Source organism: Candidatus Aminicenantes bacterium, assembly GCA_026393795.1.
Classification (GTDB): Bacteria; Acidobacteriota; Aminicenantia; order UBA2199; family UBA2199; genus UBA2199.
The window spans coordinates 1-26563 of sequence record JAPKZL010000322.1 but is presented as its reverse complement, the minus strand read 5'-3'; the positions used below and the strand labels follow the sequence as shown (position 1 = coordinate 26563).

22 protein-coding genes are annotated in these 26563 nt (G+C 59.8%); 6 read left to right on the top strand and 16 right to left on the bottom strand.

Features of this window, described 5'->3' with window-relative positions:
• Together NTW95_15780 and NTW95_15775 are read left to right on the top strand one after the other, a co-directional pair.
• Positions 1-490: elongation factor 4 (locus NTW95_15780; GenBank protein MCX6558865.1), on the top strand; the 490-nt coding region annotated here is incomplete at its 5' end.
• A 287-nt stretch (positions 491-777) separates the two neighbouring features.
• On the top strand, positions 778-2445 hold the full coding sequence (locus NTW95_15775) for a right-handed parallel beta-helix repeat-containing protein (protein MCX6558864.1): 1668 nt from the start codon (positions 778-780) through the stop codon (positions 2443-2445).
• Positions 2446-2501: 56 nt separating this feature from the next.
• Here the strand turns inward: NTW95_15775 and NTW95_15770 are convergent, their stop codons facing one another.
• The 9 genes from NTW95_15770 to thiC all read right to left on the bottom strand — a co-directional run bounded on the left by NTW95_15770 (position 2502) and on the right by thiC (position 12588).
• Positions 2502-4079, bottom strand: a complete 1578-nt coding sequence (locus NTW95_15770) for an FAD-dependent oxidoreductase (GenBank protein MCX6558863.1) — start codon at positions 4077-4079, stop codon at positions 2502-2504.
• A complete protein-coding gene (gene nadC / locus NTW95_15765; protein MCX6558862.1) occupies positions 4080-4919 on the bottom strand; it encodes a carboxylating nicotinate-nucleotide diphosphorylase in 840 nt (279 codons plus the stop codon).
• Between the two features lie 378 nt (positions 4920-5297).
• Positions 5298-7502: a DUF5916 domain-containing protein gene (locus tag NTW95_15760; GenBank protein MCX6558861.1), complete on the bottom strand. Its 2205-nt coding sequence runs from the start codon at positions 7500-7502 to the stop codon at positions 5298-5300.
• Positions 7503-7634: 132 nt separating this feature from the next.
• Positions 7635-8654 (bottom strand): Holliday junction branch migration DNA helicase RuvB, encoded by a 1020-nt coding sequence (gene ruvB, locus NTW95_15755; protein MCX6558860.1) that lies wholly within the window; start codon positions 8652-8654, stop codon positions 7635-7637.
• Positions 8651-9232: a Holliday junction branch migration protein RuvA gene (ruvA, locus tag NTW95_15750; protein ID MCX6558859.1), complete on the bottom strand. Its 582-nt coding sequence runs from the start codon at positions 9230-9232 to the stop codon at positions 8651-8653. The genes ruvB and ruvA overlap by 4 nt, the downstream gene beginning before the upstream one ends.
• On the bottom strand, positions 9229-9696 hold the full coding sequence (ruvC, locus tag NTW95_15745) for a crossover junction endodeoxyribonuclease RuvC (GenBank protein ID MCX6558858.1): 468 nt from the start codon (positions 9694-9696) through the stop codon (positions 9229-9231). Before ruvC ends, ruvA begins: the two co-directional genes overlap by 4 nt.
• On the bottom strand, positions 9696-10448 hold the full coding sequence (locus NTW95_15740) for a YebC/PmpR family DNA-binding transcriptional regulator (protein MCX6558857.1): 753 nt from the start codon (positions 10446-10448) through the stop codon (positions 9696-9698). The genes ruvC and NTW95_15740 overlap by 1 nt, the downstream gene beginning before the upstream one ends.
• A gap of 2 nt (positions 10449-10450) precedes the next feature.
• Positions 10451-11314: an MBL fold metallo-hydrolase gene (locus NTW95_15735; GenBank protein ID MCX6558856.1), complete on the bottom strand. Its 864-nt coding sequence runs from the start codon at positions 11312-11314 to the stop codon at positions 10451-10453.
• Positions 11311-12588 (bottom strand): phosphomethylpyrimidine synthase ThiC, encoded by a 1278-nt coding sequence (gene thiC, locus NTW95_15730; GenBank protein ID MCX6558855.1) that lies wholly within the window; start codon positions 12586-12588, stop codon positions 11311-11313. The genes NTW95_15735 and thiC overlap by 4 nt, the downstream gene beginning before the upstream one ends.
• A 101-nt stretch (positions 12589-12689) precedes the next feature.
• On the opposite strand from thiC, the gene NTW95_15725 reads away from it, so the two are divergent.
• Genes NTW95_15725 through NTW95_15715 form a run of 3 tightly spaced genes read left to right on the top strand, consistent with a single transcriptional unit; the run spans position 12690 to position 20218 of the window.
• Positions 12690-16010, top strand: a complete 3321-nt coding sequence (locus NTW95_15725) for a UvrD-helicase domain-containing protein (protein MCX6558854.1) — start codon at positions 12690-12692, stop codon at positions 16008-16010.
• Positions 15998-18982 (top strand): PD-(D/E)XK nuclease family protein, encoded by a 2985-nt coding sequence (locus NTW95_15720; GenBank protein MCX6558853.1) that lies wholly within the window; start codon positions 15998-16000, stop codon positions 18980-18982. Before NTW95_15725 ends, NTW95_15720 begins: the two co-directional genes overlap by 13 nt.
• 3 nt (positions 18983-18985) lie before the next feature.
• The gene (locus tag NTW95_15715; protein ID MCX6558852.1) at positions 18986-20218 is read left to right on the top strand and encodes an MFS transporter; all 1233 of its coding nucleotides are present in this window, start codon (positions 18986-18988) and stop codon (positions 20216-20218) included.
• 88 nt (positions 20219-20306) lie between these two features.
• Here NTW95_15715 and NTW95_15710 read toward each other — a convergent pair whose 3' ends face one another.
• The 4 genes from NTW95_15710 to queC form a co-directional block, all read right to left on the bottom strand.
• The gene (locus NTW95_15710) at positions 20307-20606 is read right to left on the bottom strand and encodes an RNA-binding protein (GenBank protein ID MCX6558851.1); all 300 of its coding nucleotides are present in this window, start codon (positions 20604-20606) and stop codon (positions 20307-20309) included.
• A 243-nt stretch (positions 20607-20849) separates the two neighbouring features.
• Entirely contained in the window at positions 20850-21461 is a 612-nt protein-coding gene (locus NTW95_15705) for a 7-carboxy-7-deazaguanine synthase QueE (GenBank protein MCX6558850.1), read from the bottom strand.
• Positions 21445-21792: a 6-carboxytetrahydropterin synthase gene (locus tag NTW95_15700; GenBank protein ID MCX6558849.1), complete on the bottom strand. Its 348-nt coding sequence runs from the start codon at positions 21790-21792 to the stop codon at positions 21445-21447. The genes NTW95_15705 and NTW95_15700 overlap by 17 nt, the downstream gene beginning before the upstream one ends.
• A complete protein-coding gene (gene queC / locus NTW95_15695; protein ID MCX6558848.1) occupies positions 21789-22487 on the bottom strand; it encodes a 7-cyano-7-deazaguanine synthase QueC in 699 nt (232 codons plus the stop codon). Before queC ends, NTW95_15700 begins: the two co-directional genes overlap by 4 nt.
• Positions 22488-22754: 267 nt before the next feature.
• On the opposite strand from queC, the gene NTW95_15690 reads away from it, so the two are divergent.
• Positions 22755-23219, top strand: a complete 465-nt coding sequence (locus tag NTW95_15690) for a transposase (protein MCX6558847.1) — start codon at positions 22755-22757, stop codon at positions 23217-23219.
• Between the two features lie 101 nt (positions 23220-23320).
• Here the strand turns inward: NTW95_15690 and NTW95_15685 are convergent, their stop codons facing one another.
• The 3 genes from NTW95_15685 to NTW95_15675 all read right to left on the bottom strand — a co-directional run.
• Entirely contained in the window at positions 23321-24583 is a 1263-nt protein-coding gene (locus NTW95_15685) for an MFS transporter (GenBank protein ID MCX6558846.1), read from the bottom strand.
• A gap of 3 nt (positions 24584-24586) precedes the next feature.
• Positions 24587-25150 (bottom strand): manganese efflux pump MntP family protein, encoded by a 564-nt coding sequence (locus NTW95_15680; protein ID MCX6558845.1) that lies wholly within the window; start codon positions 25148-25150, stop codon positions 24587-24589.
• Positions 25151-26563, bottom strand: a 1413-nt coding sequence (locus NTW95_15675; GenBank protein MCX6558844.1) for a hypothetical protein, incomplete at its 5' end; no start/stop codon positions are given. It abuts the gene before it with no gap.

The following is a 26563-nucleotide window of genomic DNA, read 5'->3' as shown; positions in this document are numbered from 1 at the left end:
GTCGCCCGAGCGCGTGCAGTTGCAGTACAAGCTGCCGCTCAGCGAGATCGTGCTCGACTTCTTCGACCAGCTCAAGACGCGCACGAAAGGCTACGCTTCGCTCGACTACGAGCTCGCGGGCTACCGCGAGGGCCAGCTCGTCAAGCTCGACATCCTGATCAACGGGCAGATCGTCGACGCTTTGGCGGTCATCGTCCACAAGGACAAGGCCTACACCATCGGCAACCTGCTGACCAGCAAGATGAAGGCGGTCATCCCGCGCCAGCTCTTCGAGGTCGTCATCCAGGCGGCGATCAACAAGCGGGTCATCGCCAAGACCGTGGTCAAGGCCCTGCGCAAGAACGTCCTGGCCAAGTGCTACGGCGGCGACATCAGCCGCAAGATGAAGCTGCTGGAAAAGCAGAAAAAAGGCAAGAAGCGCATGAAGCGCATCGGCAAGATCGACATTCCCCAGGAAGCCTTCCTGGCAGCGCTGGAGCTGGAAGATTAGTCACACTAGTTACACTAGATGGTTTCAGCGTCAGAATGAAATAGCTGAAACCATCGTGTAACTATAGTGTGACTATACCATCACTAGATGTTTTTGACGAATGATCGATAACGTCAAAAACATAGTGATGGTATAGCTTCAACCCTTATCCCCCGTGATAAAAATGAGCGCCACGCAAGACCCGGTTGCGCAATGGACGCATGGTGGCAGCCATTATTCCGAATGCTCCTTTGCTTGCGCCAGCGAATTGGCGTAAAATATCAATTATCCAAACATAGGAGGGTAAAATGAGAAGTATGAAATCCAAAAAAAATTTTTTTCCGCAGGGTTGTGGACAAACCATTTTCTCCCGGATCTGCCCCTGTCTGCTGCTGGCCATTTTCTTTATCGCCCTGGTGTTCCTTCTGCCGGGCTGCGCCAAAAAAAGCGAAGACTCGGCCACGGACGATTCTACTCCAGTCCCGAGTCCGCCCGCTCCCAACGCCACGAGCGGCGACACCTACGATATCGGAAATCCCACTCTGGCTGAAATCTGGGTGGATCCGTCAGGCGGCAACGATGCCAACAACGGATCTTCCCGCACCCAGGCGTTGAAGACCCTCCGCGCCGCCTGGGAAAAAATTCCCAGCGGCGCCACGCTGACATCGACCGGGTTTCGGATTCAGCTCGTGGCCGGCACCTACCCGGCCTACGACCAGGCCAATGCCAATGTTCCCGGTCAACTGGACAACCGCTTTGGCAGCTATTCCTTCCCGATCATCATCCAATCCGCCGATGGCCAGGGTAAAGCCATGCTACCTGGGTTGGAAGTCACCCTTTGCCAATATATCTACTTCGTCAACTTGAATACGCGGGGCGCTTCCTCCGGCGGCGACGGTTTTCATATATCCTCCTGCAGTTATGTCCTGATCAGGGGCTGCGACATCAACGGCAATCACCAGACCCAGGAGGTGCTCAAGGGAAACCAGTGCCAGCACGTTTATGTCGAAGACAGCCAGATCTACGGCCCGACCGACAACGTTGGGCTTGATTTCGTCGCCGTGCAGTACGGCCACATCTGTCGCAACCGCATTCACGACGCCACCGACTGGTGCATGTACCTCAAAGGCGGCTCGTCCTATTTTCGCATTGACGGCAACGAGATGTACAACGCCGGCAACGGGGGCTTCAGCGCCGGTCAGGCCACTGGATTCGAGTACATGGTCAATCCCTGGCTGCACTACGAGGCTTACGACATCAAATTCATCAACAACATCGTACACGATACCGATGGAGCGGGAATGGGCGTCAACGGCGGCTACAATATCCTGCTGGCCTACAACACGCTTTACCGGGTCGGAAAGAACAGCCATGCCGTGGAAGTCGTTTTCGGTGGCCGGGGTTGCGGTGGCGAATCGAGCCATCTGGCCGCTGCCAAGGCCAACCACGATGCCGGCGGCTGGGGCCGGGCCGTAGCCGAGGAGAGCCAATACTACATTCCCAACAAGAACATCTTCATTTTCAACAACATCGTTTACAATCCCCCGCCCTACCAGAGCCAATGGAACCATTTCGCCAGCCGGGGCGATACGACGCCACCATCCGGGACCAATGCTCCCAATCCCTGCAAGGGAGATGACAACCTGGTGATCCAGGGCAACTTCATCTGGAACGGACCGGCGGGTCTGAGCCTGGGCATCGGCGATACCGATCAGGCGCGGCTGGATCCAGCCGCGGTCCTCGCCCAGAACAGCATCAACAAGGCACAACCGCAGCTGATCAACCCGGCCACCGGCGATTACCGCCCCACGGCGGGAGGCAACGTCTATGGCGTCACCACCTACGCCATCCCGGATTTCAGCTGGAGCGGCGCCCCCTCCCCGCCCACGGTTCCCCCGGGAACGCTCAGCAATTCGGTGCTCAAGAACCGCGCCGGAGCCGATCGAAGCTTACCGGGTAACCCCGGAGCGTATTAAATTGCATTTTTCCTCTTCCCTGTGCTTGCATGTTGAGAATAATAACCTGAGGCGGCTCAGCTTTCGTCGGCCTTGATGAAATGGGCGCCGCGCGAGACGCGGTTGCGCAGGGCGGCCTCGACGATGAGCAATGCCGCCTGCACGCTGTCGCGCAGGGTGATGATGCGGTTGCCGATCTCGCAGGCCTGGTAGAACTTCTCGATGCGATGCCTCAGGTACTCCAGGTCGGCCTTGGCCCGCTCCATGCGTTTGACGGTGCGGATGATGCCGTTGTAGTTCCACATGGTGGTCTTGATGGTCACCTGGTCCTGCCACACCAGGGCCGGGTCGAGTTTTTCCTGTGGGTAGGGGTATTTCCAGGCCGGGACTTCGGCAATGACGTAGGGATCCTTGTCGTCGGCGATGGTGGCCAGTATGTCCTCGGCCGCCTTGACGCCCCAGACCAGGGCTTCCAGGAGCGACACCGAAGCCAGGCGGTTGGCCCCGTGCACGCCAGTGGCCGAGACCTCGCCGACGGCGTAGAGATTGCGGATGCTGCTGCGCCCGTTCAAATCGCAGAGCACGCCGCCGCAACTGTAGTGGGCGGCCGGCACGACCGGGATCGGCTTTTCCTCGATATTGATGCCGTACTTCAGGCAGGTCTGGAAAATGGTCGGGAAGCGTTCGCGGATGTTGATCCTGGCGAAAGAGGCCAGGTCGAGCAGGACATAATCATTGCCGTTCTTGATCATCTCCTCGTAAATGGCACGCGACACCTCGTCGCGCGGGGCCAGATCCTTCAGCGGCGAGTACTTCTCCATGAAATATTCGCCCTTGAGATTCTGCAAGCGGGCGCCCTCGCCGCGCACGGCCTCCGAGATGAGAAAACTGTCGGCCTCGCGGTGGTAGAGCGACGTGGGGTGGAACTGGATGTATTCCAGGTTGGCCAGGCGCGCGCCGGCCCGGTGGGCCATGGCGATGCCGTTGCCGATGGCTTCCTCGGGGTTGGTCGAATGCAGGAAAAGGCTGCACAAGCCACCGGAGGCCAGCACCACCTTCCTGGCGAAGACGCGGGAGATCTTGCGGCTCTTCTGGTCCAGGACGTAGGCGCCGATGATCCTGGGCTCCTGGTAGGTGCGCACGGGGTTGGTCGAGTGATGGGGATAGCTCAGCAGGTCGACCGCCGTATGCTGGAAAAGCATCTTCAGCCCGGGGAGCTTCTGCAGGTATTCGTTGAACCGGTCCTGGATGACCCGTCCGGTCATGTCCTTGACGTTGAGCACCCGGCGCGACGAATGGCCGCCCTCCTTGGCCAGGTCGTACTCGTCGCCCTTTTTGGAGAAGGGGACCTGGATCTTTTCGATCAGGATCTCGCGTACCAGGCGCTGCGAATCATTGACCGCCTGGGCGACGGCCGGCAGGTAGTTGAACTCGTCGCCGGCCTTGACGATATCATTGATGAAGAGCTCGGACTTCTCACCCACGGGGAGGGCGGCGATCCCGCCCTGGGCGTAATTGGTGTTGGTGCGTGTGTAATCCTTGCCTTTGGAGACCAGGAGCACGTTGACCCCCTGCTCGGCGAGGCGCAGGGCGGTGGTCGAGCCGGCGATGCCGTTGCCGATGATCAGAACGTCGGTTTCCAGGTAATCTTTCATTCAGGACCTCGCGATGTCCAGGCTGATATCCAGGGATTGGAACGAGTGGGTCAGGGCTCCGACCGAAATGAAATCGACGCCGGAGGCCGCCTTTTCCGCTAGGTTTTCCAGGGTCACGTTGCCCGAAATTTCCAGCTTGGACCGGCCGCGGTTCAGGACCACGGCCCGTTGGACCTGGTCGATGGGGAAATTGTCGAGCATGACCATTTCGACGCCGAGCGCCAGCGCTTCTTCAAGTTCTTTAATGGTGCCCACTTCCACCTCAAGCTTCTTCCCCGGCCAGGCGGCGCGGACGCTTTGCACCGCCGGGCCGATGCCGCCGGCCATGGCGATGTGGTTGTCCTTGACCATGGCCATCTCCTCCAGGTTGAGCCGGTGGTTGCTGCCGCCGCCGTCGCGCACGGCCCGTTTTTCCAGGTAGCGCATGCCCGGGGTGGTCTTGCGCGTGTCGAGCAGCACCGTCCGAAAGGGCCGCAGTTTTTCCACGTAGCGCCGGGTGAGGGTGGCGATGCCGCTCAAGCGCTGAAGGAAATTGAGGGCCGTGCGCTCGCCTTTCAAAATCGAGCTCTCGCGGCCGAGAATTTCCAGCACCAGGTCGTTGGGCAGCACCGAACTGCCGTCGGCCTTGGCGATGGTGACCTTCAACTTGGGATCCACGGTTTTCATGGTTTTTTCGAAAACCCCGGTCCCGGAGATCACCCCGGTTGCCTTGGCTCGCACCTCGGCCCGCACCGGCCGGTCAAAGGCCAGCAGCGCCCGGGTGGTCACGTCGGCTTCGACCCGGTCCTCGGCCAGGGCCAGCAGAACGATTTTCTTCAGGCAGGATTGCTCGAGATCCATGAAGGGATTATAGGCGCTTGTATCACAATAGTAAAGCAGGTGCTCGGTGTACGGTATACGGTTGACGGCAGCACAAATTATCCACCGGCTTCGGTGGTAGTCACACTATAGGTTTCGTTTTAACCAGAAGGGCAACGAAACCTATCTAGCGTGACTATACCAACACTTGATGCTTTTTGCAGATAAGAAGGAATAGCTAAAAGCATAGTGTTGGTAATTTAATTTGTCTGCCACCTGAGGGGGTTTACGGTAAGGACAAATCCCATAAGGCAATCCCCCTCTCTTTGGTAAGAGAGGGGTTAGGGGTGAGTTGAATGCTCTTTTTCCTTTTCTTACCGTTAACCGTACGCCGTCTACCGTCAACCCAGTCCTTTGCGGTTAGAATCTCCATAAATACGACGCCTTGAAAAAGAAGCTTCTCCTGGTCTGCAGGAAATCGTCGGAGGGGAAATAGTCCCGGTCCTCGTTGCTCCACTTGACCTTTTCGTAGGCCGAGCCGTAGCCGAGGTAGAGCACCGTTCCCGGGATGTAGGTGAACGAGGCCAGGAAGTCGGCGTTGATTTTTTTCCAATAATTATTGTACTCGACGATGGCGCGGACGAACAGGTAGCGGTTGAGCTGGAAGGTGGTGCGGCTGCGCCAGATCGTGTAGCTCAGGACCTTTTCGTTGTTGTCGGAGCGGTAAAAGTCGTAATAGCTGAGGCCGAGCGAGGTGTTCAGCTTGTCAAAGGGCTGGAACTGCAGGTACAAGTCGGCCGTATTCCCTTTGCCCTGGAACGGAGATTCCTCGTCGTAGTAGATGCGGCCCGAGCGGCGGTAGCCACCCTCGAGATATAGCTGCTTGACGATCTGCGTGTAGCCCCTGACCCGCCAGCCGCTCAGGCTGAAGCGCTGGTCGGCGAAGACCTCGTTGCCCAGGATGGCATCGAAGCGGAGCTGCGACTGGCGCGGCATGTTCAGGCGCAGCACCAGCTGGTTGTAGGTTTCAAAGAGGTCGCTGGGCTTGTCGAGCAGGTGGTAGCTCCACCAGAACGCGTCGATCTTCTGGAAGAATTTCGACTTGGGGAACCAGGTGTACATCACGAAGGCCGGCGCCATGGTGATACCGGTTCGGGTCACGTAGCCGCTGTCGATGCGGAAATCGCTGCTCAGATCGAAAAAGCCCAGGTCGACGTTCCAGTGCCGGTTGCTGAAATTGTAGCGCAGGCCCAGGTAGTGCCCCTGGTCGTCACGGCTGGCCCGCTCGTCGCGGCTGAAAGATTCCAGGAAGCTGTATTCCAGAAAGCTGGTATTGTTCAGGCGCCAACGGCCGTCGATGCCGCCGACGGTGTTGCGGTCGCCGGCGAAGCTGCGGTTGGTGAAGAAGCCGCCGATATAGTTGTCCTGGCTCATCTGCCGCTTGTAGCGCAGGATGGTGAAGGCCGCGTTGCGGCCGCTGCGCTCGAGGTCGTTGTCCTCGGCCGCCATGGCGCCGGGGAACTCATCCAGGGCGAAGATGCCGGAGAGGACGTTCTGGCTGCCGACTTTCCCGGTCAGCTTCACCCCCAGCAGCGGATCGACGATGGTCCGGGTGTAGACGATCGCGCCCAGCGTGTTTTGCTCCATGGCGGTGGCGAAGTTGAAATTTTCCATCCCCTCGAGGAAAAATGGTCTTTTTTCAGAATAATAGATCGAATAGCGCAAATTGACGTCGATCTGACCGGCATCGGTCTCGACCTGGCTGAAGTCGGGGTTGTAGGTCGCGTCGAGGGTCATGTTGGAAGTAAGGCCGATCTTGCCGGTCAGGCTGAAATCGCTATTCTTGCCGGTCGATCTCATCGCCCCGTCGCTGTGGCTGCTGCCCTGGTCGTAGGTCAGGGCTGGGATGAATTCCACCGGCCGTTCGAACTTGACGTCGCTCAACTCGATTTTTTGCGCCTGGTTCATAATGGCCCCGCCCTCGGGATTGATTTCGGGAAAACTCGTCTGCTCGGACTTGCGGCCGATGAAACGGGAGACAAGCAATCCCATGGTGATCTTTTTCTTGAACGGGTAGCGCAGGCTCTTGAAGGGCACGGCCATCTCGGCGCTATAGCCGCCGTTATGGATCAAGCCCTTGCTCTCCCAGATGGTATCGAAGCTGGCGTCGCCGTTGCCGTCGGCATTGATCATGCCGTCCATCTGGACCCCCAGCGGGTTGACTTCGAAAAGGTAGCCGCCCTGACTGTCGCCGAAGGTGTCCAGGACCACGCCGATCCAGTCGTCCATATCGATGCCGTCCCTTTTGGACATGGCGGCCTTTATCTTGGACGGCTCGCTATCCCGGCAATCGAAGGCGAAGTAGATGTACTTCCGGTCATAGGCCACCAGCACGGTCGTTTTTTCCGAAGTCGGCTTGCCGTAATCGGGCTTGAAGGTGATAAAATTGTCGAAGCGGGTGGCATTCTGCCAGACCGGGTCGTCAAGCTTGCCGTCGATGACCGGCCGGGTGTCGGCCCTGTATATCGCCACCGGCTCTGAGGCCCCGGCGGCCGTAATCAACGATCCCAGTGCCAGCGCCAGCAGCCATGCTTGCCGTTGCCAAAGTTGCCTGTTTTTTCTCATCGCCGCAACCTCCGTTCCGATTTCACTATTCCCTCAGGAGTAGTAAACGTATAAACGCCCGCCAAGGTTGCAGAAAAACAGCAAACTGCTTTTTCCCCGTGGAGTGAATGGAAAATTGGTTTGAGTTATCGGCTAAAACAAAGGTTTTTGCGGCGGGCGCGCTTTTTTACCGAAATAACGGAAGGCTTTCTCGGTGGCTAGGCGGCCGCGCGAGGTGATCTGCAGGAAGCCCTCTTGGATCAGGTAGGGCTCGTAAATGTCCTCGAGGGTGTTCTTCTCCTCCTGCACCGAGGTGGCCAGGGTGGAAATGCCGACCGGGCCGCCGCGGAAATGGTCGATGATGGTCAGCAGGATCTTGCGGTCCACCTCGTCAAAACCGGCTTCGTCGACTTCCAGGGCCCGGAAGGCCGCCTGCGCCACGTCCAGGTCGATGCCGTCCTTGCCCTGGAGCTGGGCGAAATCGCGCAGCCGGCGCAGCAGCCGGTTGGCGATGCGCGGCGTGCCGCGCGACCTGCCGGCCACGGCCGCGGTCGCCTCGTCGTCGATGCGGATGCCGAGGATGCCGGCGCTGCGGCGGATGATCTCAGACAGCTCCTCGTGATCGTAAAAATCGAGGTGAAAGGTGATGCCGAAAAGGTTGCGCAGCGGGTTGGACAGGAGGCCGGCGCGGGTGGTGGCCCCGACCAGGGTGAAGGGGTTGATATGCAGCGAAACGGTCTTGGCCCCCGGCCCTTGGCCGATCAGCACGTCGATCTGGAAATCCTCCATGGCCTTGTAGAGGATTTCCTCGAGCGCCGTGCGCAGGCGATGGATCTCGTCGATGAAGAGCACCTCGTGCAATTCCATGTCGCTCAGGATGGCGATGATGTCGCCCTTTTTTTCAAGGACCGGGCCCGACGTGCACTTGATCCCCGCCCCCATTTCCGCTGCCGCGATGTGGGCCAGGGTGGTCTTGCCCAGGCCGGGCGGGCCGTGCAGCAGCACATGGTCCAGGGCTTCGCCGCGCTGGCGCGCCCCCTTGATATAGGTTTTCAGGTTGGCGATCTTCTGCTTCTGGCCGGTGAATTCCCGCAGCCGGGCCGGGCGCAGGTTCTGTTCGACCCCGGTATCGTCGCTTTTTTCAACCGGGTTGGTGATGTTTTCGGGGTTCATGGCTTCATCTTTTTCATGATGATCTTGAAGAGTTCTTCAAAACCGGTGGCGGCGGGATTTTCTTTCAGGACGCGACCGACGGTTTCCCGGGCCACCTTGAGCGGGTAGCCGAGGTTAGCCAATCCGGAAACCAGGTCGGAGCGCAGTTGGGCGTTGGCGTCGGGAATTTCATTTTGGAATTCGAGCTTGCCGGTTAATTCCAAAATAAGGCGTTGGGCCGTTTTCTTGCCGATACCGGGGATGGAACTGATCCCGGCCACATCGGCGCCGGCGATGGCGGCGATCCATTCGTCAGCGGCCATGGCGGATATGCAGGACATGGCGATCTTGGGGCCGATCCCGGAAACCGAGATCAGCTTTTCAAAAAGGGCTTTTTCCCTGGGCTGCGGGAAACCATAGAGCACCACATCTTCATCCTTTATTTTTAAAATCGTGTGCAAGATGATATCCTGGTTTTCCCGCAACTGCGGATAAGCGGAAACCGGCACAACCAGCTGCAGGATGATCCCCGCTCCAGTATCGACAGCGACACGCCCGGGCACGGAGGCGAAAATTTTGCCGCGCACGATCGCGATCATCGGCGGTTCACCCCATGGCAATAGGCCACGGCCAGGGCGTCACTTTCATCCAGGCCGAGTTTTTTTTCCTTGAGGTTCAAGACCAGGATTGCCATTTTAGAGAGTTGCGTTTTATCGGCATTGCCGTAACCGGTCAGGGCCAACTTGACCTCGCGCGGCGAATACAGGCTCAGTGGGATGCGGCGCTGCAACAGGGCGGCCAGGGCCACGCCGCGCACCATGGAAAGCAGGGACATGGAGCGGATGTTCTTGCCCAGGAAACCTTCCTCCATGGCCGCTTCATCGATGGCAAAACGGGCGGTCAGCTGGTTGAGGCAGATCCACAACGTCTGCATGCGGGCGATAAAATCCTTTTCCTTCAGGCGGATCGTTTCGGAATGGAGGCAGGCATATTGGTTTCGGTCCTTGTGCACCAGTCCGATGCCGAAACTAAGCGAACCGGGATCCATGCCCAGAATCAACATTAGCCCTTGTTGAATTGGTCGATCACCTCGTCGGCGATATCGAAGTTGGCCCAGACGTTCTGGATGTCATCGAGCTCCTCGAGCCTGTCGTAGAGCTTGAGCATCTGCTCGGCCTGCTTGCCCTCCAGCTTGATGTAGGTGGAGGGGACCTTGGCGATCTCGGCCGACTCGATCGGGAGTTTCTTGGCTTTCAAGGCCTCGTGCACCGTATCGAAATCCTCGGTCGAGGTGGTGATCTCGAAGTTCTCCCCCTCTTTCTTCATGTCCTCGGCGCCGCTGTCCAGAACGATCTCCATCAGCTCGTCCTCGCCGATGGCCGACTGCGGAACGACGATTAGCCCCTTGCGCGTGAACATCCAGGAAACGCAGCCCTGCTGGCCCAGATTGCCGTTGTATTTTTCGAAGACGTGGCGCACCTCGGAGACGGTGCGGTTCTTGTTGTCGGTCATGGCGTCGGCCAGGATGGCCACGCCGCCTGGGCCGTAGCCCTCGTAGGAGAATTCCTCGTAATTGACCCCTTCGAGTTCGCCGGTGCCGCGCTGGACGGCCTTCTTGATGTTGTCGCTGGGCATGTTGGCCGCCCGCGCCCCCTCCATGGCGTGGCGCAAGCGCGAGTTGGATTCGGGGTCGCCGCCACCGGCTCGGGCGGCGATGGTCAATTCCCTGATGAAGCGGGTAAAGACCTTTCCCCGCTTGGCGTCAGTGGCGGCTTTCTTATGCTTAATCGAACTCCACTTGGAATGTCCAGACATGGTTATCTCCTTGTTATGTTGATCTTTTTTTGTTCCTGGCTCAGGAAGGTATTTTTGAACTTCCGTCGCGCTTGGCGCAGCATTTCCTCCAGCTGCCCGTCCGAATATTCGGGATCGTAGTGAAACAGGTACAGTTTTTTCACCCGGCAGAGCCCGGCGTTGCGCACCGCCATGGAAACGGTGCTGTGGCCATAGCCCTGGCGGGGATTTCCCGGATTGGCGTAATCGGCGTCCAGATACTGGCAATCGTGGATCAGGATGTCGGCGCCGCGGATGAAGGGACGGATGGAGCCGTCGAAGCCTTCCGGGCTTTCGACGTCGGTGGAATACACCACCCGCCGCCCGTCATGGGCGAGCTGGTAGATGATCACCCCCAGCCGCGGATGGGAATCGTGCTTGATGTAGGAAACCACGGTAGTGGAACCCAGGTTGATGGAATTTTTCCCCGGGCGCATGTCGAGCGGCACGAAGCGCAGGCCGGCTTTAATGCCTTTCAGGGTGATCGGCGAATAGGGCGGCAGGAAAAGCGCCTCGATGGCCTGGCGCAAGCTGCCGCCGGAGACTTCCTGGCAATGGATGACGATTTCCAGCCGGGGGTTGTAGAACGGCTTGAAAAAAGGCAGGCCCTGGATATGATCGATATGCAGGTGGGTGAGGAACAGGTGGATCGTCCCGCCGGCGCCGAAGCGCTGGTTCAAGTAGCGGCCGGCCTGGATGATGCCGGTGCCGGCATCGAAGAGGACCGCCTGGCCGGCGATTTCAAAAAGCAGCGCCGCGGTGTTGCCGCCGTAGCGCTGCGTACCCCTGCCAGGGACGGGATGGCTGCCGCGCACGCCGTAAAAGGTCAGCGACATCTCTGTCTTCATAGGTGATAGTCTTTAAGAACCTTGTACACGCAAAAATCGCCGCACATGGAGCAGGCATCGGTCTGCGAACCGCGCCGCTCCCTGACTTGCCTGAACTTTTGCGCATCGATACACAGCCGCTCCTGTTCCGCCCAATCCAGGCCGCAGCGCGCCGCGGCCATGCGCCGGTCCCAGTCCAGGGCGCCGTCAAGGCCCTTGGCGATGTCGGCGACATGGGCGGCGATGCGCGAGGCCATGATGCCTTCGCGCACGTCCTGGGCGTCGGGCAGACCCAGGTGCTCGGCCGGGGTGACGTAGCACAAAAAATCGGCGCCGGCGGCTCCGGCCACGGCGCTGCCGATGGCGGCGGTCAGATGGTCGTAGCCCGGCGCCACGTCGGTAACCACCGGCCCCAGGACGTAGAAAGGCGCCCCGGCGCAAATCTCTTTCTGCAGCCGGACATTCATCTCGATCTGCTGGATGGGCAGGTGGCCCGGGCCTTCGACCATGACCTGGACGCCGGCCCGGCGTGTCCGCTGCACCAGCTCGCCCAGGGTCAGCAATTCCTCCAGCTGCGCCCAGTCGCTGCCGTCGGCCAGCGCTCCCGGTCGCAAGCCGTCCCCCAAGGAGAGGGTGACGTCGAACTCGCGGGCGATGGCCAGCAGCTGGTCAAAATGTTCAAAAAAAGGATTCTCCTTGCGGTTATGCAGCATCCAGCCGGTCAGCAGCGAACCGCCGCGCGAAACGATGCCGGCCACGCGCGGTTTTTTTTTCAGTTTCTCGATGGCTTTCAGGGTCAGGCCGGCATGGATGGTCATAAAGTCGACGCCGTCTTCGGCCTGGCGCCGGATATAATCGAACATCCGCGATGCTTCCAGGGAAACGAAGGTCCCGCCCTGGCGGGGGACGTCGACCATCATCTCATAGACCGGGACGTTGCCGAAGGGAATGGTCGACTGGGCCAGCAGGGCCCGGCGGATGGCGGTGATGTCGCCGCCGCTACTCAGGTCCATGACCGTGTCGCAGCCGCAGTCCAGGACCGTGCGCAGTTTCTCCACTTCATCGTCCAGCTCGGCAAAATCTCCCGAGGTGCCGATATTGGCGTTGATCTTGGTTTTCAGGCCCCGGCCGATGCCGACCGGCTGCAGGTTCTTGTGGTTGCGGTTGGCGGGAATTACCACCGTCCCGTCGGCGACGGCGTTGAGCAGCTTTACCTCTTCCAGCGCTTCGCGGGCGGCGACCGCCTTCATCGCGGCCGTGATGATTCCCTTTCTGGCATTCTCGAGCTGTGTCATCATTCCTCGTTGTCAATAGTATCTTATTTTCGATTGCAAATCAATAGAAAACGGCCGCCCGGCAGCGTGCCTTTGTGCTATAATCGGGAAAAGAATCGCAAATGGCAAGCTCCATCCTGAAACTCGAAGCCTCGGCCGGATCGGGCAAAACCTACAAGCTGGCCCTGGAATATCTCGGCCGCCTGCTGCTGGCGTTCTCCGGCAAGGGCAACAAGTCGCTCGACCCCAAGCGGGAAAGGGAAATCCTGGGCTCGGTCCTGGCCATCACCTTCACCGTCAAGGCGGCCCAGGAAATGAAGCGGCGCATCGTGGAAAAGCTGAAGGTCCTGGCTTTGAGCCAAAAAACGCCGCTGGGCCCGGACGACCGGGAGTTTCTTGAGCAACTGGCGGCCGCAACCGGATTGAGAGCCGAGACGATCATCGGGCTTTCCGGCGACCTGATCGAACTGGTGCTGGCCAGTTTCGACGATTTCAATGTCAAGACCATCGACTCGCTGATGAGCGCCATGATCATGTGCATTGCCCCCGACCTCGACCTGCCTGCCGACTACGAGATCGCCGTGGACGCCCGGGACGAACTGCAAGCCCGCGGCCGGGCCATGATCGCCGACCTGGCGGACAGCTCATGGGAACGGCTAGAGCCTTTCCTGGAGGAGTTCAGGCGCCTGAACGCCGGCAGCGGCTGGAAGACCGACGTGCAGATCGTCGAGAAGGTCACCGACCTTTTCCGCAAGACGCTGAAGCAGGGGGGCACCGGCACTGGCACGGCCCCGGATGACTTGCGACGAGAGCTGACTGGGTCCTGGAGCGGTTTTTTGGAGACGCTGCGCCGCTTGTTCCCGATCATGCAGGAGAGGGAACCGGGCGGAAAAAAACGAAGATACGCCAGCGGTACCTACCTGAAAGAGCCGCTGTTGGAGCTGATCGCCGAAGCCCTGGCGGACGGTTCCGACCTTTCCAGGCTGGAGGGGTTCGTCAAGAGCACCTATTTTCAGAAGAACGACGCGCAGGAGCTCGTGATCAGGGAAACGCCGGACGATCAGCGCCTGCGGTTCATCGCCGCCTATCGGGCGGCGCAGGAAGCCCTGCAAAAAACAACTCTGGCTTTCAGCGCCTTCAAGACCATCCCTTACCGCGAGTTCCTGGGGGATTTCGCTACCGCCTGGCGCACGGACAAACAGACCTTGTTCGTTGAAGAGTTCAGCCAGACCCTGGCCGAACGCTTCAGGGAATGGAGCGTCAGCGGTTTTTCCTATCTCTACCTGAAGATGTCGGACCGCTTCCGCAACTTCCTTTTCGATGAGTTCCAGGATACGTCGACGCTGCAGTTCAAGGCCCTGGCCCCGCTCATCGACGAGGTGCTGTCCCAGGAAAAGAGCGCCTCGCTGTTCATTGTCGGCGACCGCAAGCAGGCCATCTACCGCTGGCGCGGCGGCAACAGCCAGCTCATGGACGAGAACATCCTCAAAAAGGACATCCAAGCCATCGGCAACCGGGTCAAGGGAGGGTTCTCGCATACCCTGAAAGCGAACTGGCGCAGCGGCCGGGAGATCATCGATTTCAACAACCGTTTCTGGGCCCCGGAAGCCATCGCCCAGACCGCGGCCGAAGCCGGTCTGCAAAGAGCCATCCAGGAAAATTTCAGGGATTCGCGGCAGACGGTCGCCACCGCGGAAAAAAGAACGGGCGGCTACGTGGAGTTCTCCCTGCAGGTCGGTGAAGGGAATAGCGACGGAGAGGAAGCGGGGGAAGGGGAACAGGACGGCGGGGAGGAAAGCGGCAGTGCCATGAGCGGCCAGCAGCTTGGAGCGGTCAGGGCGATCATCGACCGGCTGCTCCGGCTCGGATATGAACATGCCGATATCGCCGTCCTGGTGCGCAAGAACGCCCAGGTTCGCGACATTGTCCGCAGCCTGGGCCGCGAAAGGATCCCCACCCTGTCCGACCAGTCGCTGATGCTCGATTCCAACGCGCGGGTCAACGAGATCATCGCTTTTTTCAGGTTTCTCGACTACCCCCCGGACGACCTCAATTTCCACGCCTTCATCAGCGGCCGAATCTTCCAGCAGGAAGCCCGGAGCCGGTTCGGCGAGGAAATGGAGGCTTTTTCCGAGGACGCTTTCATCGGCGGCCCAGGCCCCATGTACAAGCTGTTCCAGGAGAAATTCCCGCGCGGCTGGGCCGTCCTGATCGAGCCATTCTTTCAAGCCGTCGGTTTCCTGCCGCCGTATGACCTTTTTTCAGACATGACCCAGGTGTTCCGCATCTATGAAAACTTCCCCGGCGATACGCCCTTCATCATGGCCCTGGGCGACGCCCTGCACGGCGCCGAGCTCAAGGAGGGCAATTCCATCGCCGGGTTTCTCCACCTCTGGAAAAAAATGGTCGACGACGAGGAGACGCCCGCCGTCACCATCCCCGAGCACACGCCCGGAGTGCGCGTGCTGACCATGCACCAGTCCAAGGGGCTGGAATTTCCGGCCGTGATCGTCCCCATCGATGATCGCCAGGGGAAAAACGACGACCCGCTCCACTGGGAGCAGGAAGGGCTGTTTTACATCACCAAAAAACTCGCCCTGGGCGATCCCAGCTTGAAGGCTCGCTTTGAAGAGGAAAACATCAGGAGCAGCATCGACCTGCTCAACCTGCTGTACGTGTCGTTCACCCGGGCCAAGGAGGCCCTGTTCGTTCCCGTCTCGGTAAAAAAAATGCCGACGGCGCCGACGGCTGACAAGAGCGGCCTTGTCAAGCGGCTGGCCAAAGCCAGCGATATCATCGCCTGCCATCCGCTCCTGGCCTGGTTCGATGAAGAATCCGCTCGCTTGTTCAGCCGCGGCACGCTCGCGAAGCGGGAAAAGTCTGCGGTCAGGGAATCGACGGCGGCGGACGTTCCAAGCAAAAAAGTGCTGACCCGCTCCTGGCAGGAGACCTACCTGGTCTTCGACAAGGCAGCCATTGAGGAACGCCGCGACCGCGCGGCGGCCGAGCGGGGAGAAAGGATACACGACCTCCTCTCTTGCCTTGGCCGGGTTGGCAAGCACGGGGAATTGGAGTCCCGGGTGCGGCAGTTGGCCGCCCAAGCCGGCTGGGAGGAAAGCGAAACAACCGTTGTTGCCGATTTTCTTCTCCGCGCGGACGTTTTCCAGCTCCTGGCGCGCGGCGACGCGGTCCATCCTGAAAAAGAGGTGATCGCCAACTCGGGTGCCGTGACCAAGCTCCGGCGTCTCGACCGGCTGCAAACCGGCCCGGAAGAAGTACTGGTCATCGACTTCAAAACCGGGACAGAAGCAAGCGGCGAATACGATTCCCAGCTGCGCGAGTACATGGCGGCCGTCGCCCCGCTCTACCCGGGCAGGATGTGCCGGGGCTTTCTCCTCTTCATCGACCGCGGCGAGGTCAAGGAGGTGGCATGCTCGAGCTGATCGGCCTCCAGGAAGACCTGGTCGCGCATACCGGCCGTGCCGTGCTCGAGCAGCGCGCCGGCAACGACCTCTCGGCAGTCAGCGTGGTTTTTCCCAGCCGGCGCTTCGGGTTTTTCCTGCGCCAGGAGCTTTCCCGGGCCGTGGCGGGCAACTATTTCCCGCCGGCCATGTTTCCGGTCGAAGCTTTTATCGAGGCGCTGTTCCGCCTCAACTTTCCCGGCTTCCGGGTCCTGGATGACCTGGAGGCGGCCCACGCGCTGTACCAGAGCGCCAAGGCCGTGTTCGCTTCCGGCATGTACGGCAGCAAGAGCATCGGCGACTTCTCATCCTTCCTGCCATGGGCGCAGAAGGTCCTGGAGGCTCTGGAAGAGATCCAAAGCGAAGGCGGCGAAACGGAATCGCTCAACTGGGAGAGCTACGAGGAATTCACGAAACTCGGCGAATACCACCGGCCCTACAAGGAGTTCATCCAAAGCCTGCCTGCCCTGCTGCACCACCTGCGCCAAAGCCTGCGGCAAAAGCGCCGGGCCAGCAAGGGCATGATGTGGCGCGACGTGGCTGATCTGGCAGAAAAAGGCGAATTGCGGATTCCTCAGGCGCAGGCGTGGATCCTCAGCGGCTTCAACGCCACCAATGCCTGCGAAAGGAAGCTGTTCCGCTTCCTCATCCATGAATGCCGGGCACGCTTCATCCTGCGCACCGACCCGAAAGCGCTGGGCAACCCCCGCTCGCCCATTCACCTGCAGGCCGAAACCATCAGCGCCCTGGGCCTGGAAATGCCTCCGGCAGCTCCCGTCTCGCGCCCCTGGAACGATCTGGCCGGCCGGGTGACCATCCACCCCTGCGACGGCGTGGAGAGCGAGGCCTTCCACGCCTTCCGCGAATTGGAAAGCATATGCCGCGGCCGCAGCGTGGAGCAGTTGAAAAAAGTCGCCGTCCTCCTCCCCTCGCCGCCCACGCTCATCCCCTTTGTTCAGGGGGCCGTCTCGCGCTTCGACCAGGACCAGTCCCCGGTGCCGTTCAACATCACGCTGGGCTACCCGTTCGAGCGCACGCCCATGATGCAGCTGGTCGAGGCGCTGCTGGCCGTCGTCGAAAACCTGGCCGACGGCATGATCGCCGCCGGCGATTACCTGCGGCTGGTCCGCCATCCCTATGTGAAGATCTCAGGTGAGCGCAGCGGCCTCGAGCCGCTGAAAAGGGGGATTCACATCCTCGAAGACATCATCAACGGCCGCAACCTGGTCCGCTTCACCATCCGTGACCTGGCTCAGGCGCTCGCTGCGGAGATCGCCGAGCGCCGTGAGCGCGCCGAAGCGGAGCTGGCCGCCGGCATACAAGCCCAGGTCGACGGCATGCACCAGCGCTTCATCCCGCCGGCGATCGACAGCTTCACCGGGTTGCTGGGGTTCCTGCGCCGGGCCATCGAAAGCGTCGGCAGCCAGGGCAACCGCAGCGCCCACCTGTTTTTGAACGAATATGCCGCCGCTGCGCTGGCGGCCCTGGAAGAGCTGGAGATATTCGCGGTTTCCCGCAGCGAGGCGTTCCACGGCGCCGGCATCGCCGGCATGGCCGCCCTGGTGCGCGCCCATTTCCGCAGGCGCACGATCCGCTTCGAGGGTTCGCCGCTCAAGGGGGTGCAGGTGATGGGGCCGCTCGAATTCCGCGGCCTGGCCTTCGACGAGATCGTCGTCCTCGACGCCCTGGAGGGCGTCCTGCCGGGCACGGCGAAGTACGACCCCATCCTCCCCGCCGACATCCGCACCCTGTTCAGGATCCGCGACCACGGCGACTGGGAAAAGATCTATGCCTTCAATTTCTTCGCCATGCTGGGGGCGGCAGGCCGCGTGCACATCTTCTACCCGCGCGACGGCGATGAAGGGCGGGATCGCGAGCGCAGCCGCTTCATCGAGCGCATCGCCTACGAGGTCGAAAAGCAGGCCGGACATACCATCGAAACCGCGGACACGGTTCTGCGCTTTGCCCTGCCCGAGTCAGTGACCAAAAAGGCGGAGAAAACCAAGGCCGTACTCGACACGCTGGACTCGCTGGCGCTCTCCCCGTCGTCATTGGAAACCTACATCAGCTGCCCACTGCAGTTTTATTTCAATCAAGTTCTTGGCCTGCAGGAGCGGGAGGAGTTCGCCGGCGAAAGCGAAGGGGGGCTGATCGGCACCATCGCCCACCGGGCGCTGGGCGCGTTTTACGATAAATACAAAAGCGCGGCGGCGATGGCCGCGGTCGGGCTTGACGCGCTGGAGATCGAGCTGGATCGGTTCGTCGATGCCGCCTTCAGCGAATTCCACCTCGACCCGCAGCATGGCTTGGAACGGATCCGCGCCTGGACCCTGAAGGAACAGCTGCGCCTGTTCATCCGCGAGGACCGGCGACGGCTGAAGGGCAATGGCATCCAGATCAAGGCGCTGGAGACATCGCTGGCCATGGAGCTCGCGGTCCCGGGGCTGAAGCAGCCGGTGCGTTTGCGGGGCCGGCTCGATCGCTGGGAGAGCGAGGGAGATTCGCTGCGCGTCATCGACTACAAGACCGGGGCGCCCTTCCCGCCCAGGATCCGCATGAATGACAGCCTGGACCTGAGCGGCCTGTACCAACGGGAAGATAAGGAGAGCCTGGAGGCGTTGGCCGCCTTCCGGCAGAAATACCCGGGGATGCAGTTGCAGATTTATCTCATGCTCCTGGGCCGGGAGAAGGATAAGGCCTGGGAAAAACTGGACGCGGCCTACGTGTTCCTGCGCGATAAGGGCACAACCATGGTTCAGGGCATTTTTGCCAGCGGCGGCCGCAACCCGCGCCCCTTCACCCAGGAGGAAAAACGGCTGGCCATGGAAGCATTCCACGCCGACCTGCAGGAAGTCCTGCGCGACCTCTATTTGCGAAGCCATTTCGTGGCCAACCGCGGCGATGAGCGCCATTGCTCGTACTGCCCTTTCCGCCTCCCCTGCGGCAACCTGTAACGGATGAAAAGCAGGCTTTCCACCCTCTACCGCGGCGCCTACAGCGGGCTGCCGCGCAACGCCTGGCTCCTGTCGCTGGTCCAATTCATCAACCGCAGCGGCTCGATGGTCCTTTTCTTCCTCACCCTGTACCTGACCCGCAAACTGGGCTTCAGCCTGCTCCAGGCCGGGCAGGTGGTCGGTGCCTACGGTTTCGGCTGCCTTCTCGGCGCCTGGCTGGGCGGAGTCCTCTGCGACCGGCTGGGCTCCACCGCCGTGCAGCGCCTGAGCCTGCTGCTGGGCGGGCTGAACCTCATCGTCATGGGTTACCTGCAAGCTTACGCCGCGCTGCTGGCCGCGGCTTTCCTGCAGGGCATTTTCGCCGAGGCTTTACTGCCGGGCAACATCACGGCCATGGCCAGGGAGTGCCCGGCAGCGATTCGCACCAGGGGCTTTGCCCTCAACCGTTTGGCGGCCAACCTGGGAGTGACCATCGGGCCGGTCGTGGGCGGCTTCCTGGCTATGTGGAACTACCGCGCTCTGTTCTGGGTCGACGGCCTGACCAGCCTGGCCGCCGTGGTTATTCTCAACGTTTTCTTCAAGAACGAACCGGCCGAACCCCGGCCCGCGGAAACGGGTCCGACGTCCGCTGCGCCCGCTCCCGGGACCAGGCGCCACTTATTGTCTATCTTCGCCATGACCTTCGGCATCGGCATGATCTTTTCGCAGCTGTTCAGCACCTATCCACTTTACATGCACTCGGGCTTCGGCTTCGCCGAGAGCCGCATCGGCCAGCTCCTGGCCATCAACACGGTAATGATCGTCCTTTTCGAAATGGTCCTGCTGCACGGGCTGCGTCGCTTCGCCCCCTTGAAGGTCATCGCCGTCGGTGCATTGCTGAACGGCTTGGGCTTCGCCCTCACCCCGCTGGGGCGCGGCTTCCCCTATGCCGCCGTGACCGTGGCCGTCTGGACTATGGGCGAGATGCTCAGCATGCCGCTGCTGACCAGCGAGATCGCCAACCGCTCGCACGAAGGCAACCGCGGCCGGCATATGGGATTGTTCGGGGTCTCCTTTTCCCTAGCCTTCATGGTCGGCCCACTGGCCGGGGCGAGGATTTACGCTCGCTTCTCCCCGGAGGTCCTATGGTTCGGCTGCGGGGGGCTGGGAATCCTGCTGGCGCTGGGTTTTTTAGCGCTGCAGCGGGGTACGCGCGCCGGCCAGGGCGCCGTTGCCGAAAACGGCGGAAAAAATTAAAAAAAAAAGGGACGGCCCCCGGAGGGACCGTCCCCTAATTTTCGAACTGTTTTCTAGTTCTTGGCTTTAAACAGCCGGCAAGCCGAGCTTACCAGCGGTTGCCGCCGCCGCCGAAACGGTCGCCGCGTTCGCGGTTGCCGCCTTCGGTTTTGGGCTTGGCCTCGTTCACTTTCATGGCCCGGCCCTTCAGTTCTTTTCCGTTCAGGGCTTTGATGCTGGCTTCGGCTTCCGTCTTTTCGGGCATTTCGACAAAACCAAAACCTCTCGGCTTATTGGTGAATTTGTCCTTGATGATGGTCGCTGATGCCACCTGGCCGAACTCTTCAAAAGCCTTGCGCAGATCCTCTTCCGTGATCTCCCACGGCAAATTTCCGACGTAAATGTTCATAAATCCTCCGATTTGAGTTTTATAATTTGTGAATAACCAGCTTTGAATTTCATCCGGTTTTCCAAACCCATTGAATATGGAAATTCCTTTTCAGCGATGAATTGAGGATTTGTCCATCTCTTGCGGGGATCTTCGGCAAACCAACAAAATTTCTAAAACTTGATACATTCACCAACTCAATCAAAGGTATTATAAGACAAAAATAAGCAAAATGCAAGAAAAAAAATTTTTTTTACATCCCGCCTAGGGAACGCGGTAGATTTTGTGTAGTTGCGCCCCCAGACGCAGGTTGGCGATGCCGCGGCGCTGGCCGGCGTGGAACAGTTCGAAGGCATGGCGGTACTTGCCAGGCCGACCGTGTTCGGGCTGCAGGATGATCGCGGCCGGAGTCTGCCGGCGGATGCTTTCCAGCACCTCCAGGTCCAGGGCGGGGGTCACCAGCAACTTGATTTCGGCGGCGCGCGCCCACAAGCGCGGATGGACGCGGTAGTCCGCCACATCCTTGGGCGAGACCGTCCACCAATCGAAAGGCAGGTCCTGGAAGTGCAGGCCGTTGGTTTCCACGGCTACGAAATATTTTTTCTGGTGGCAGCGGGCGAGCAACTCCCTGAGGTCCTGCTGCAAGGGTTCGCCGCCGGTGATGACCAGACGCGACTCAGGGAAGGATCGTTTCAACTCCTCGACAGCCGCCTCGATCTTTGCCACGCTCATCCGCCGGCCCGCTGACCAGGCGTTGGGCGTGTCGCAATAGGGGCAGCGCAGCAAGCAGCCACTCAGGCGGATGAATACGGCCGGCGCCCCGGCGCGCAGCCCCTCCCCCTGCAGCGACCAGAAAATATCATTGATCTTCAGCATAAGCGGCCCCGGCGTCCTCCGATTCCCAGACCATGACCTTGCTGACCGGATACTTTTTCTTGCACTGCTCGAAAAAGTACCTGGCCAGGTTTTCGGCCGAAGGCGAAAACGGGAACACCTCGTTGAGCACCTTGTGATCGGGAACGGACTGGCGCAGATATTCCTTGATCGCGCCGAAATCGATGGAAACGCCAGACTTGTCCAGCTCGCCGGTGCGGAAATATACCTCTACTTCAAACGTGTGCCCGTGCATATTTTCGCACTTGCCACTGTAGTGGAGGAGGAAGTGTGCCGCGGAAAATTTTTGCTTGACGACCAGTTCCCAGCTCATGCCTTGCCCTCCTTTTTCAGTCGCGCCAGCAGGGGATCTTCCAGCCGCAGCTGCGCGAAAGCCCGGGCCCTGATATCGCAGGACGGGCAGCGTCCGCAGGGAAGCTCCCGGCCGCGGTAGCAGGAGATCGAACGTGAAAAATCGGCCCCCAGGCTCAGGCCGAGCCCAATGATCTCTTTTTTATCCAGGCCGCTCAGGGGAGTGTGGATCGCGAATTTGCCCCCGCCCGTGCTGGCCGACGTGCCCTGGTTGATGGCCGCCGCCATTTTCTTGCTGAAGGCAACGGTGGTGTCGGGATAATCGGGGCTGTCAATGGAGTTGAAACCGGTGACCAGGTGGCGGCAGGAATGCGACTCGCCATACGCCGCCGCCAGGGCAAGGAAGATGCCGTTGCGGAAAGGAACATAGGTCGACGGCGGTCCGGCTTCGGCGCGGGCTTGGGCCAGCGAATCGGGAATGGCCGAGCCATCGTCGAGCAGGGCCGAACGCAACAGGCTTTGCAGCGGCAGCGTCACGACGTCATGGACAACGCTTAAAGTGCTGGCGATCGTCCTGGCCATGGGCACCTCGATGCGGTGCTTCTGGCCGTAATCGATGGTCAGCGCCCGCACGACGCCGAATTCCCTCAGCGCCCAGTGCAGGGCCGTGGTCGAATCGATGCCTCCGGAAAACAACACCACCGCGCCTTTGTTCATGCACCTATTCTACCTTATTTCCAGGTTGCTGCCAAACTGTGCCAAAAGAAGGGAACGCAAATTTGCGTTCCCTACGGAAAAAGATCTCTTTCCAAAACAAAAAGGAACGCACATGTGCGTTCCCTACAACAAATTTTCAATCAATCTTTTTTCATTTGCGTTTTTTAATCTGACCCTTCATAATTTATTAAAATGTAATTTCTGATCCGTCAGCGCAAGCCCAATCGCATGCCCAGATATGATTATTCAGCTCGAGGATGCTATTTCGTGACAATATGTATAAAAAACAAAGAAGCCAATTGTTTCGGGAAAATCGCCAATGGTAAAATCGAGTTTTCACAATTGGGTAAAATCACAAACACATGCTGGCTGGAAATTCCCACTCATTTCCCACAGGTCAAATTGGACGATTTCGTGATAATGCCCGATCACGTTCATGGAATTATTGTGATTCTAGCTAAGGCTGGAGATGAGATTATTCATTCCCATTTCAGCAATCAGTTCTCTAACCGGAGTAAAATGGATTTATCAAAAATCATCCAAACTTTCAAAGCCTCAGTCACGCGGCAAATCAATAAAGATCAAACGAACGAATATTTTGCCTGGCAAAAATCTTTTTACGACCATATGATTAATAACTATAAGGAATTAGTCCAAATTCGCCAATACATCAAGGAAAATCCAACAATTTGGTCCAAAAATGACAAAGAATTCGAAAATTTATTTAATTAGATATCATCATGTAGGGAACGCATACATGCGTTCCATCAAATAAAGGATGGTTATGTAGGGACCGCACATGTGCGGTCCTAGTGCATCGATATATCCAGCCGTCAGGCGCTCTTTTCCAGGCGCCCGCGCAGGGGCAGGAATCTCGAGGCGAAGACCAGCGTCCCGGCCAGGGAGAGCATGCCACCGACGGCGATTGTCAGCCGGACCCCGACGACGCTGGCCAGGACGCCGACCAGGAAACTGCCGATGGGGGTGGCGCCCATGAAGGCCATGGTGTAGATGCTCATCACCCGCGCCCGCTTGTCATCGCTGATCAGGTGCTGGATATAAGTGTTGGCCGACGCCATCTGCACCATCATGCCCAGGCCGATGAACAGCATCAGCGGCATGGCCTGCCAGAAATGGCGTGCCTGGGAGAGGGCGACCAGGCCCATGCCGAAGAGCGCCGAGCCCCCGGTCAGGGATTTTTCGATCCCGCGCGTGCCTTGGCGCGAAGCCAGGGCCAGCGCTCCCAACAGGGCGCCGCAACCCACTGCTCCCAGCAGGAAACCCAGGCTGTTGGGGCCGCCGTTCAGCACCCGACGCACGAAGACGGGCATCAGAGTCACGTAGGAGACCCCGACCATGCTGACCCACGCGATGAGGGAGATGACCAGGCGGATCGGCTGCGATCCGAACGTGTAGGTGAACCCCTCGCGCAGCTCGGGCCAGAAGCCGATGCCCTTCCCCTTGCGCTCCCTGGGGGTGAGCCTCATGGCCAGCAGGGCGAAAATCACCGCCAGATAGCTGAGGCCGTTGATCAGGAAGCAGATCCCCTCGCCGGCCACGCCGACCAGGATGCCGGCGATGGGCGGGCCGACCAGGCGGGCGCCGTTGAACATGGCCGAGTTCAGGGCGATGGCGTTGCCCAGGTCTTCCTTCCTCTCGACGACTTGCACGACCATGGAATGGCGGGCCGGGGCGTCGATGGCGTTGGCCACGCCAAGGAGAAAAGCCAGTGGCAGCAGGTGCCAGGGGACGATAACCTTGCTGAGCATCAGCAGCGCCAGCAGGAAAGCCTGGGCCATGGCCAGGGTCTGCGCCAGCAGCATCAGGCGCATCCGGTCCCAGCGGTCGGCCAAAACGCCGGCCAGGGGCGCCATGAAAATGACGGGGATCTGGGCGAAAAAGGCCACGACGCCCAGGTAGAAGGCGGAGCCGGTCAGGCGGTAGACCAGCCAGCCCATGGCCACCTGCTGCATCCAGGTCCCGGTCAGGGAGATGCCCTGACCGCCGAAATACAGGCGGTAGTTGCGGTAGCGGAAGGCGCGCAGGGCCGATTTCAGCCCGGAAAAGGGAGAGAGAACTCGTTCCTTTTTTTTCATCCTTCAGCCTCCGCGCAGATGGCTGATCAGTATCCTGAAGCCGATGGCGATCAGGACCAGTCCTCCCAGGATTTCCGCTTTGCCGGCGATCAGCGCTCCGAACTTGCGGCCGGCCAGCACGGCCAGGAAGGAGAGCAGGAAGGTCACCAGGCCGATGATCAAAACCGGGGTGATGATATCCACGGCCAGCAGCGAAAAGCTGAGCCCGACGGCCAACGCGTCGATGCTGGTGGCCACGGCCAGTCCCAGCAGCACCGGCAGGCTTGGCAGGCTGGTTCGGGGACGGCATTCGTTGGCGCGGCGCGCCTCGAGCATCATTTTGACGCCGATGAAAAGGAGCAGGCCGAATGCCAGCCAGTGATCGAAGCTGGCGATGGCCGTTTTGAAACCAAGGCCGGCCAGCCAGCCGAGCACCGGCATCAGCGTCTGGAAGAGCCCAAAAAAGAAAGCCATGCGCAAGGCCGGGCGCAGGGTGACCTTCGTGGCGGCGCAGCCGCTGGCCAGGGAGACGGCCACGGCGTCCATGGACAGCCCCCAGGCAATTGAGAAAACAGTCAGCAGGTCCATTCAGTTGGGCAGCACTTCCAGTAGGAACTGCTTGGAAAGCGAGCGGTACGAACCGCGGATCATGATGCGGCCGGCGCGGCGAATCAAGTACAAGTCATAGCTGAAGTTCTTGAATACAAAATCGTAGTTCATCTGGGTCTGGATATGCCAGTTCTTGATGATGGCCACCGAACAATCGAGCAAGCCGCTGGTGAAATGGCCGGCCTTGGTGTCATAGGACAGGGAAACCCAGCCCTGGATGCGGTCGGCCTTCTCCTTCAGCTTCAGCACCGCCGACCAGTCCTGCGAGGTCGTGCCCTGGATGAACCATTTCTCGGTCTTGCGCCGAGTCTGGTAATTGTACAGGAAATTGAAATCGGCGAAATCGGTCAGGCTCTGGCTGAGCTTGAATATGGTGCCCAGCGAGGTGAAATTGTTCTCCGGCTCCTGGTCGAGCAGCTGTTCGGCGGCCAGGGAAAAGGACATCTCCGGCCCCCGGCCCAGCTGGATCTTTTCGCTTTGCAGGGAGAGGCCCATGTTCGCCTTGCTGAAGTCGTCCCGCACCCCGCGGTTGTTCAGCTGGTTGACGATGAAGCTGGAGAAAAAATTCACCTGCAACAGCCCGTTGTAAAGGCGGAAAGGGGTGACATTGAGGCGGATCTGCGGGTTGGCCTGGCTCTGGTCGAGCAGCAGGTCCTTGTGGAAGGAGTAATCGGCGACCAGGTTGAACAGCTTGTTGGAATAGGAAAGGGAAAAGCCCGAATTGCTCAGGCGGTTGTATTGTTCCGGGTCATAGAGGAGCTTGGAGCTCGAATGCTGCGCTGAGATGACGAAGTGCTTCAGCGCCTGGTTCTGCCAGGATAGTTCCAGCAGGTATTGCTTGTCCAGCTCATAGGCCAGGTTCAACGAGACATGGCCGAGCACTTTGGCGTTCAGCCCCGAGCGCAGGCGCAGCCACAATTCTTGCTTCTTGGCGGCGGTGAGGCTGTAATCGGCCAGCAGCTCGCAATTGAAGGAAGGGGTCCACTGCGTTTTGAAGTTCAGGGAGGCGTTGAGCATATTGTCGGTCAGGTAGCTGACATTGATGCTCAGCGTGCTCTTCGGGGTGAGGGCCAGGGAATTGAGCGAGTTGAGATTGGCCTTCAGACGCGAGCCGACCACCTCGTCGCCCAAAAGATCGTACTTCAGATCAAGCCCCGAAACGCTTTTAAACAGGCCATGCTTGATGGTTTTTTCCAGCAGCAGATGGCTGTTGACGACCAGGCCCTGCGACGGATAGAACCATATTTTTTCGATGCCGAAGCCGTTGTCGGTCGACTCGTTGAGCCCCTTGTCGAGCTTGAATTTCTTGAAGGCCAGTGACTGGATGCCTTCGATGAACACGATCGACTGGTAGCCGTACAGCCGGTAGCTGCCGGTGATGACAATGCGGCC

Bases quoted from the DNA above. Each gene is read 5' to 3' on its own strand.
- NTW95_15775 (MCX6558864.1), top strand. From the start codon at position 778: ATGAGAAGTATGAAATCCAAAAAAAATTTTTTTCCGCAGGGTTGTGGA.
- NTW95_15770 (MCX6558863.1), bottom strand. From the start codon at position 4,079: ATGAAAGATTACCTGGAAACCGACGTTCTGATCATCGGCAACGGCATC.
- nadC (MCX6558862.1), bottom strand. From the start codon at position 4,919: ATGGATCTCGAGCAATCCTGCCTGAAGAAAATCGTTCTGCTGGCCCTG.
- NTW95_15760 (MCX6558861.1), bottom strand. From the start codon at position 7,502: ATGAGAAAAAACAGGCAACTTTGGCAACGGCAAGCATGGCTGCTGGCG.
- ruvB (MCX6558860.1), bottom strand. From the start codon at position 8,654: ATGAACCCCGAAAACATCACCAACCCGGTTGAAAAAAGCGACGATACC.
- ruvA (MCX6558859.1), bottom strand. From the start codon at position 9,232: ATGATCGCGATCGTGCGCGGCAAAATTTTCGCCTCCGTGCCCGGGCGT.
- ruvC (MCX6558858.1), bottom strand. From the start codon at position 9,696: ATGTTGATTCTGGGCATGGATCCCGGTTCGCTTAGTTTCGGCATCGGA.
- NTW95_15740 (MCX6558857.1), bottom strand. From the start codon at position 10,448: ATGTCTGGACATTCCAAGTGGAGTTCGATTAAGCATAAGAAAGCCGCC.
- NTW95_15735 (MCX6558856.1), bottom strand. From the start codon at position 11,314: ATGAAGACAGAGATGTCGCTGACCTTTTACGGCGTGCGCGGCAGCCAT.
- thiC (MCX6558855.1), bottom strand. From the start codon at position 12,588: ATGACACAGCTCGAGAATGCCAGAAAGGGAATCATCACGGCCGCGATG.
- NTW95_15725 (MCX6558854.1), top strand. From the start codon at position 12,690: ATGGCAAGCTCCATCCTGAAACTCGAAGCCTCGGCCGGATCGGGCAAA.
- NTW95_15720 (MCX6558853.1), top strand. From the start codon at position 15,998: ATGCTCGAGCTGATCGGCCTCCAGGAAGACCTGGTCGCGCATACCGGC.
- NTW95_15715 (MCX6558852.1), top strand. From the start codon at position 18,986: ATGAAAAGCAGGCTTTCCACCCTCTACCGCGGCGCCTACAGCGGGCTG.
- NTW95_15710 (MCX6558851.1), bottom strand. From the start codon at position 20,606: ATGAACATTTACGTCGGAAATTTGCCGTGGGAGATCACGGAAGAGGAT.
- NTW95_15705 (MCX6558850.1), bottom strand. From the start codon at position 21,461: ATGCTGAAGATCAATGATATTTTCTGGTCGCTGCAGGGGGAGGGGCTG.
- NTW95_15700 (MCX6558849.1), bottom strand. From the start codon at position 21,792: ATGAGCTGGGAACTGGTCGTCAAGCAAAAATTTTCCGCGGCACACTTC.
- queC (MCX6558848.1), bottom strand. From the start codon at position 22,487: ATGAACAAAGGCGCGGTGGTGTTGTTTTCCGGAGGCATCGATTCGACC.
- NTW95_15685 (MCX6558846.1), bottom strand. From the start codon at position 24,583: ATGAAAAAAAAGGAACGAGTTCTCTCTCCCTTTTCCGGGCTGAAATCG.
- NTW95_15680 (MCX6558845.1), bottom strand. From the start codon at position 25,150: ATGGACCTGCTGACTGTTTTCTCAATTGCCTGGGGGCTGTCCATGGAC.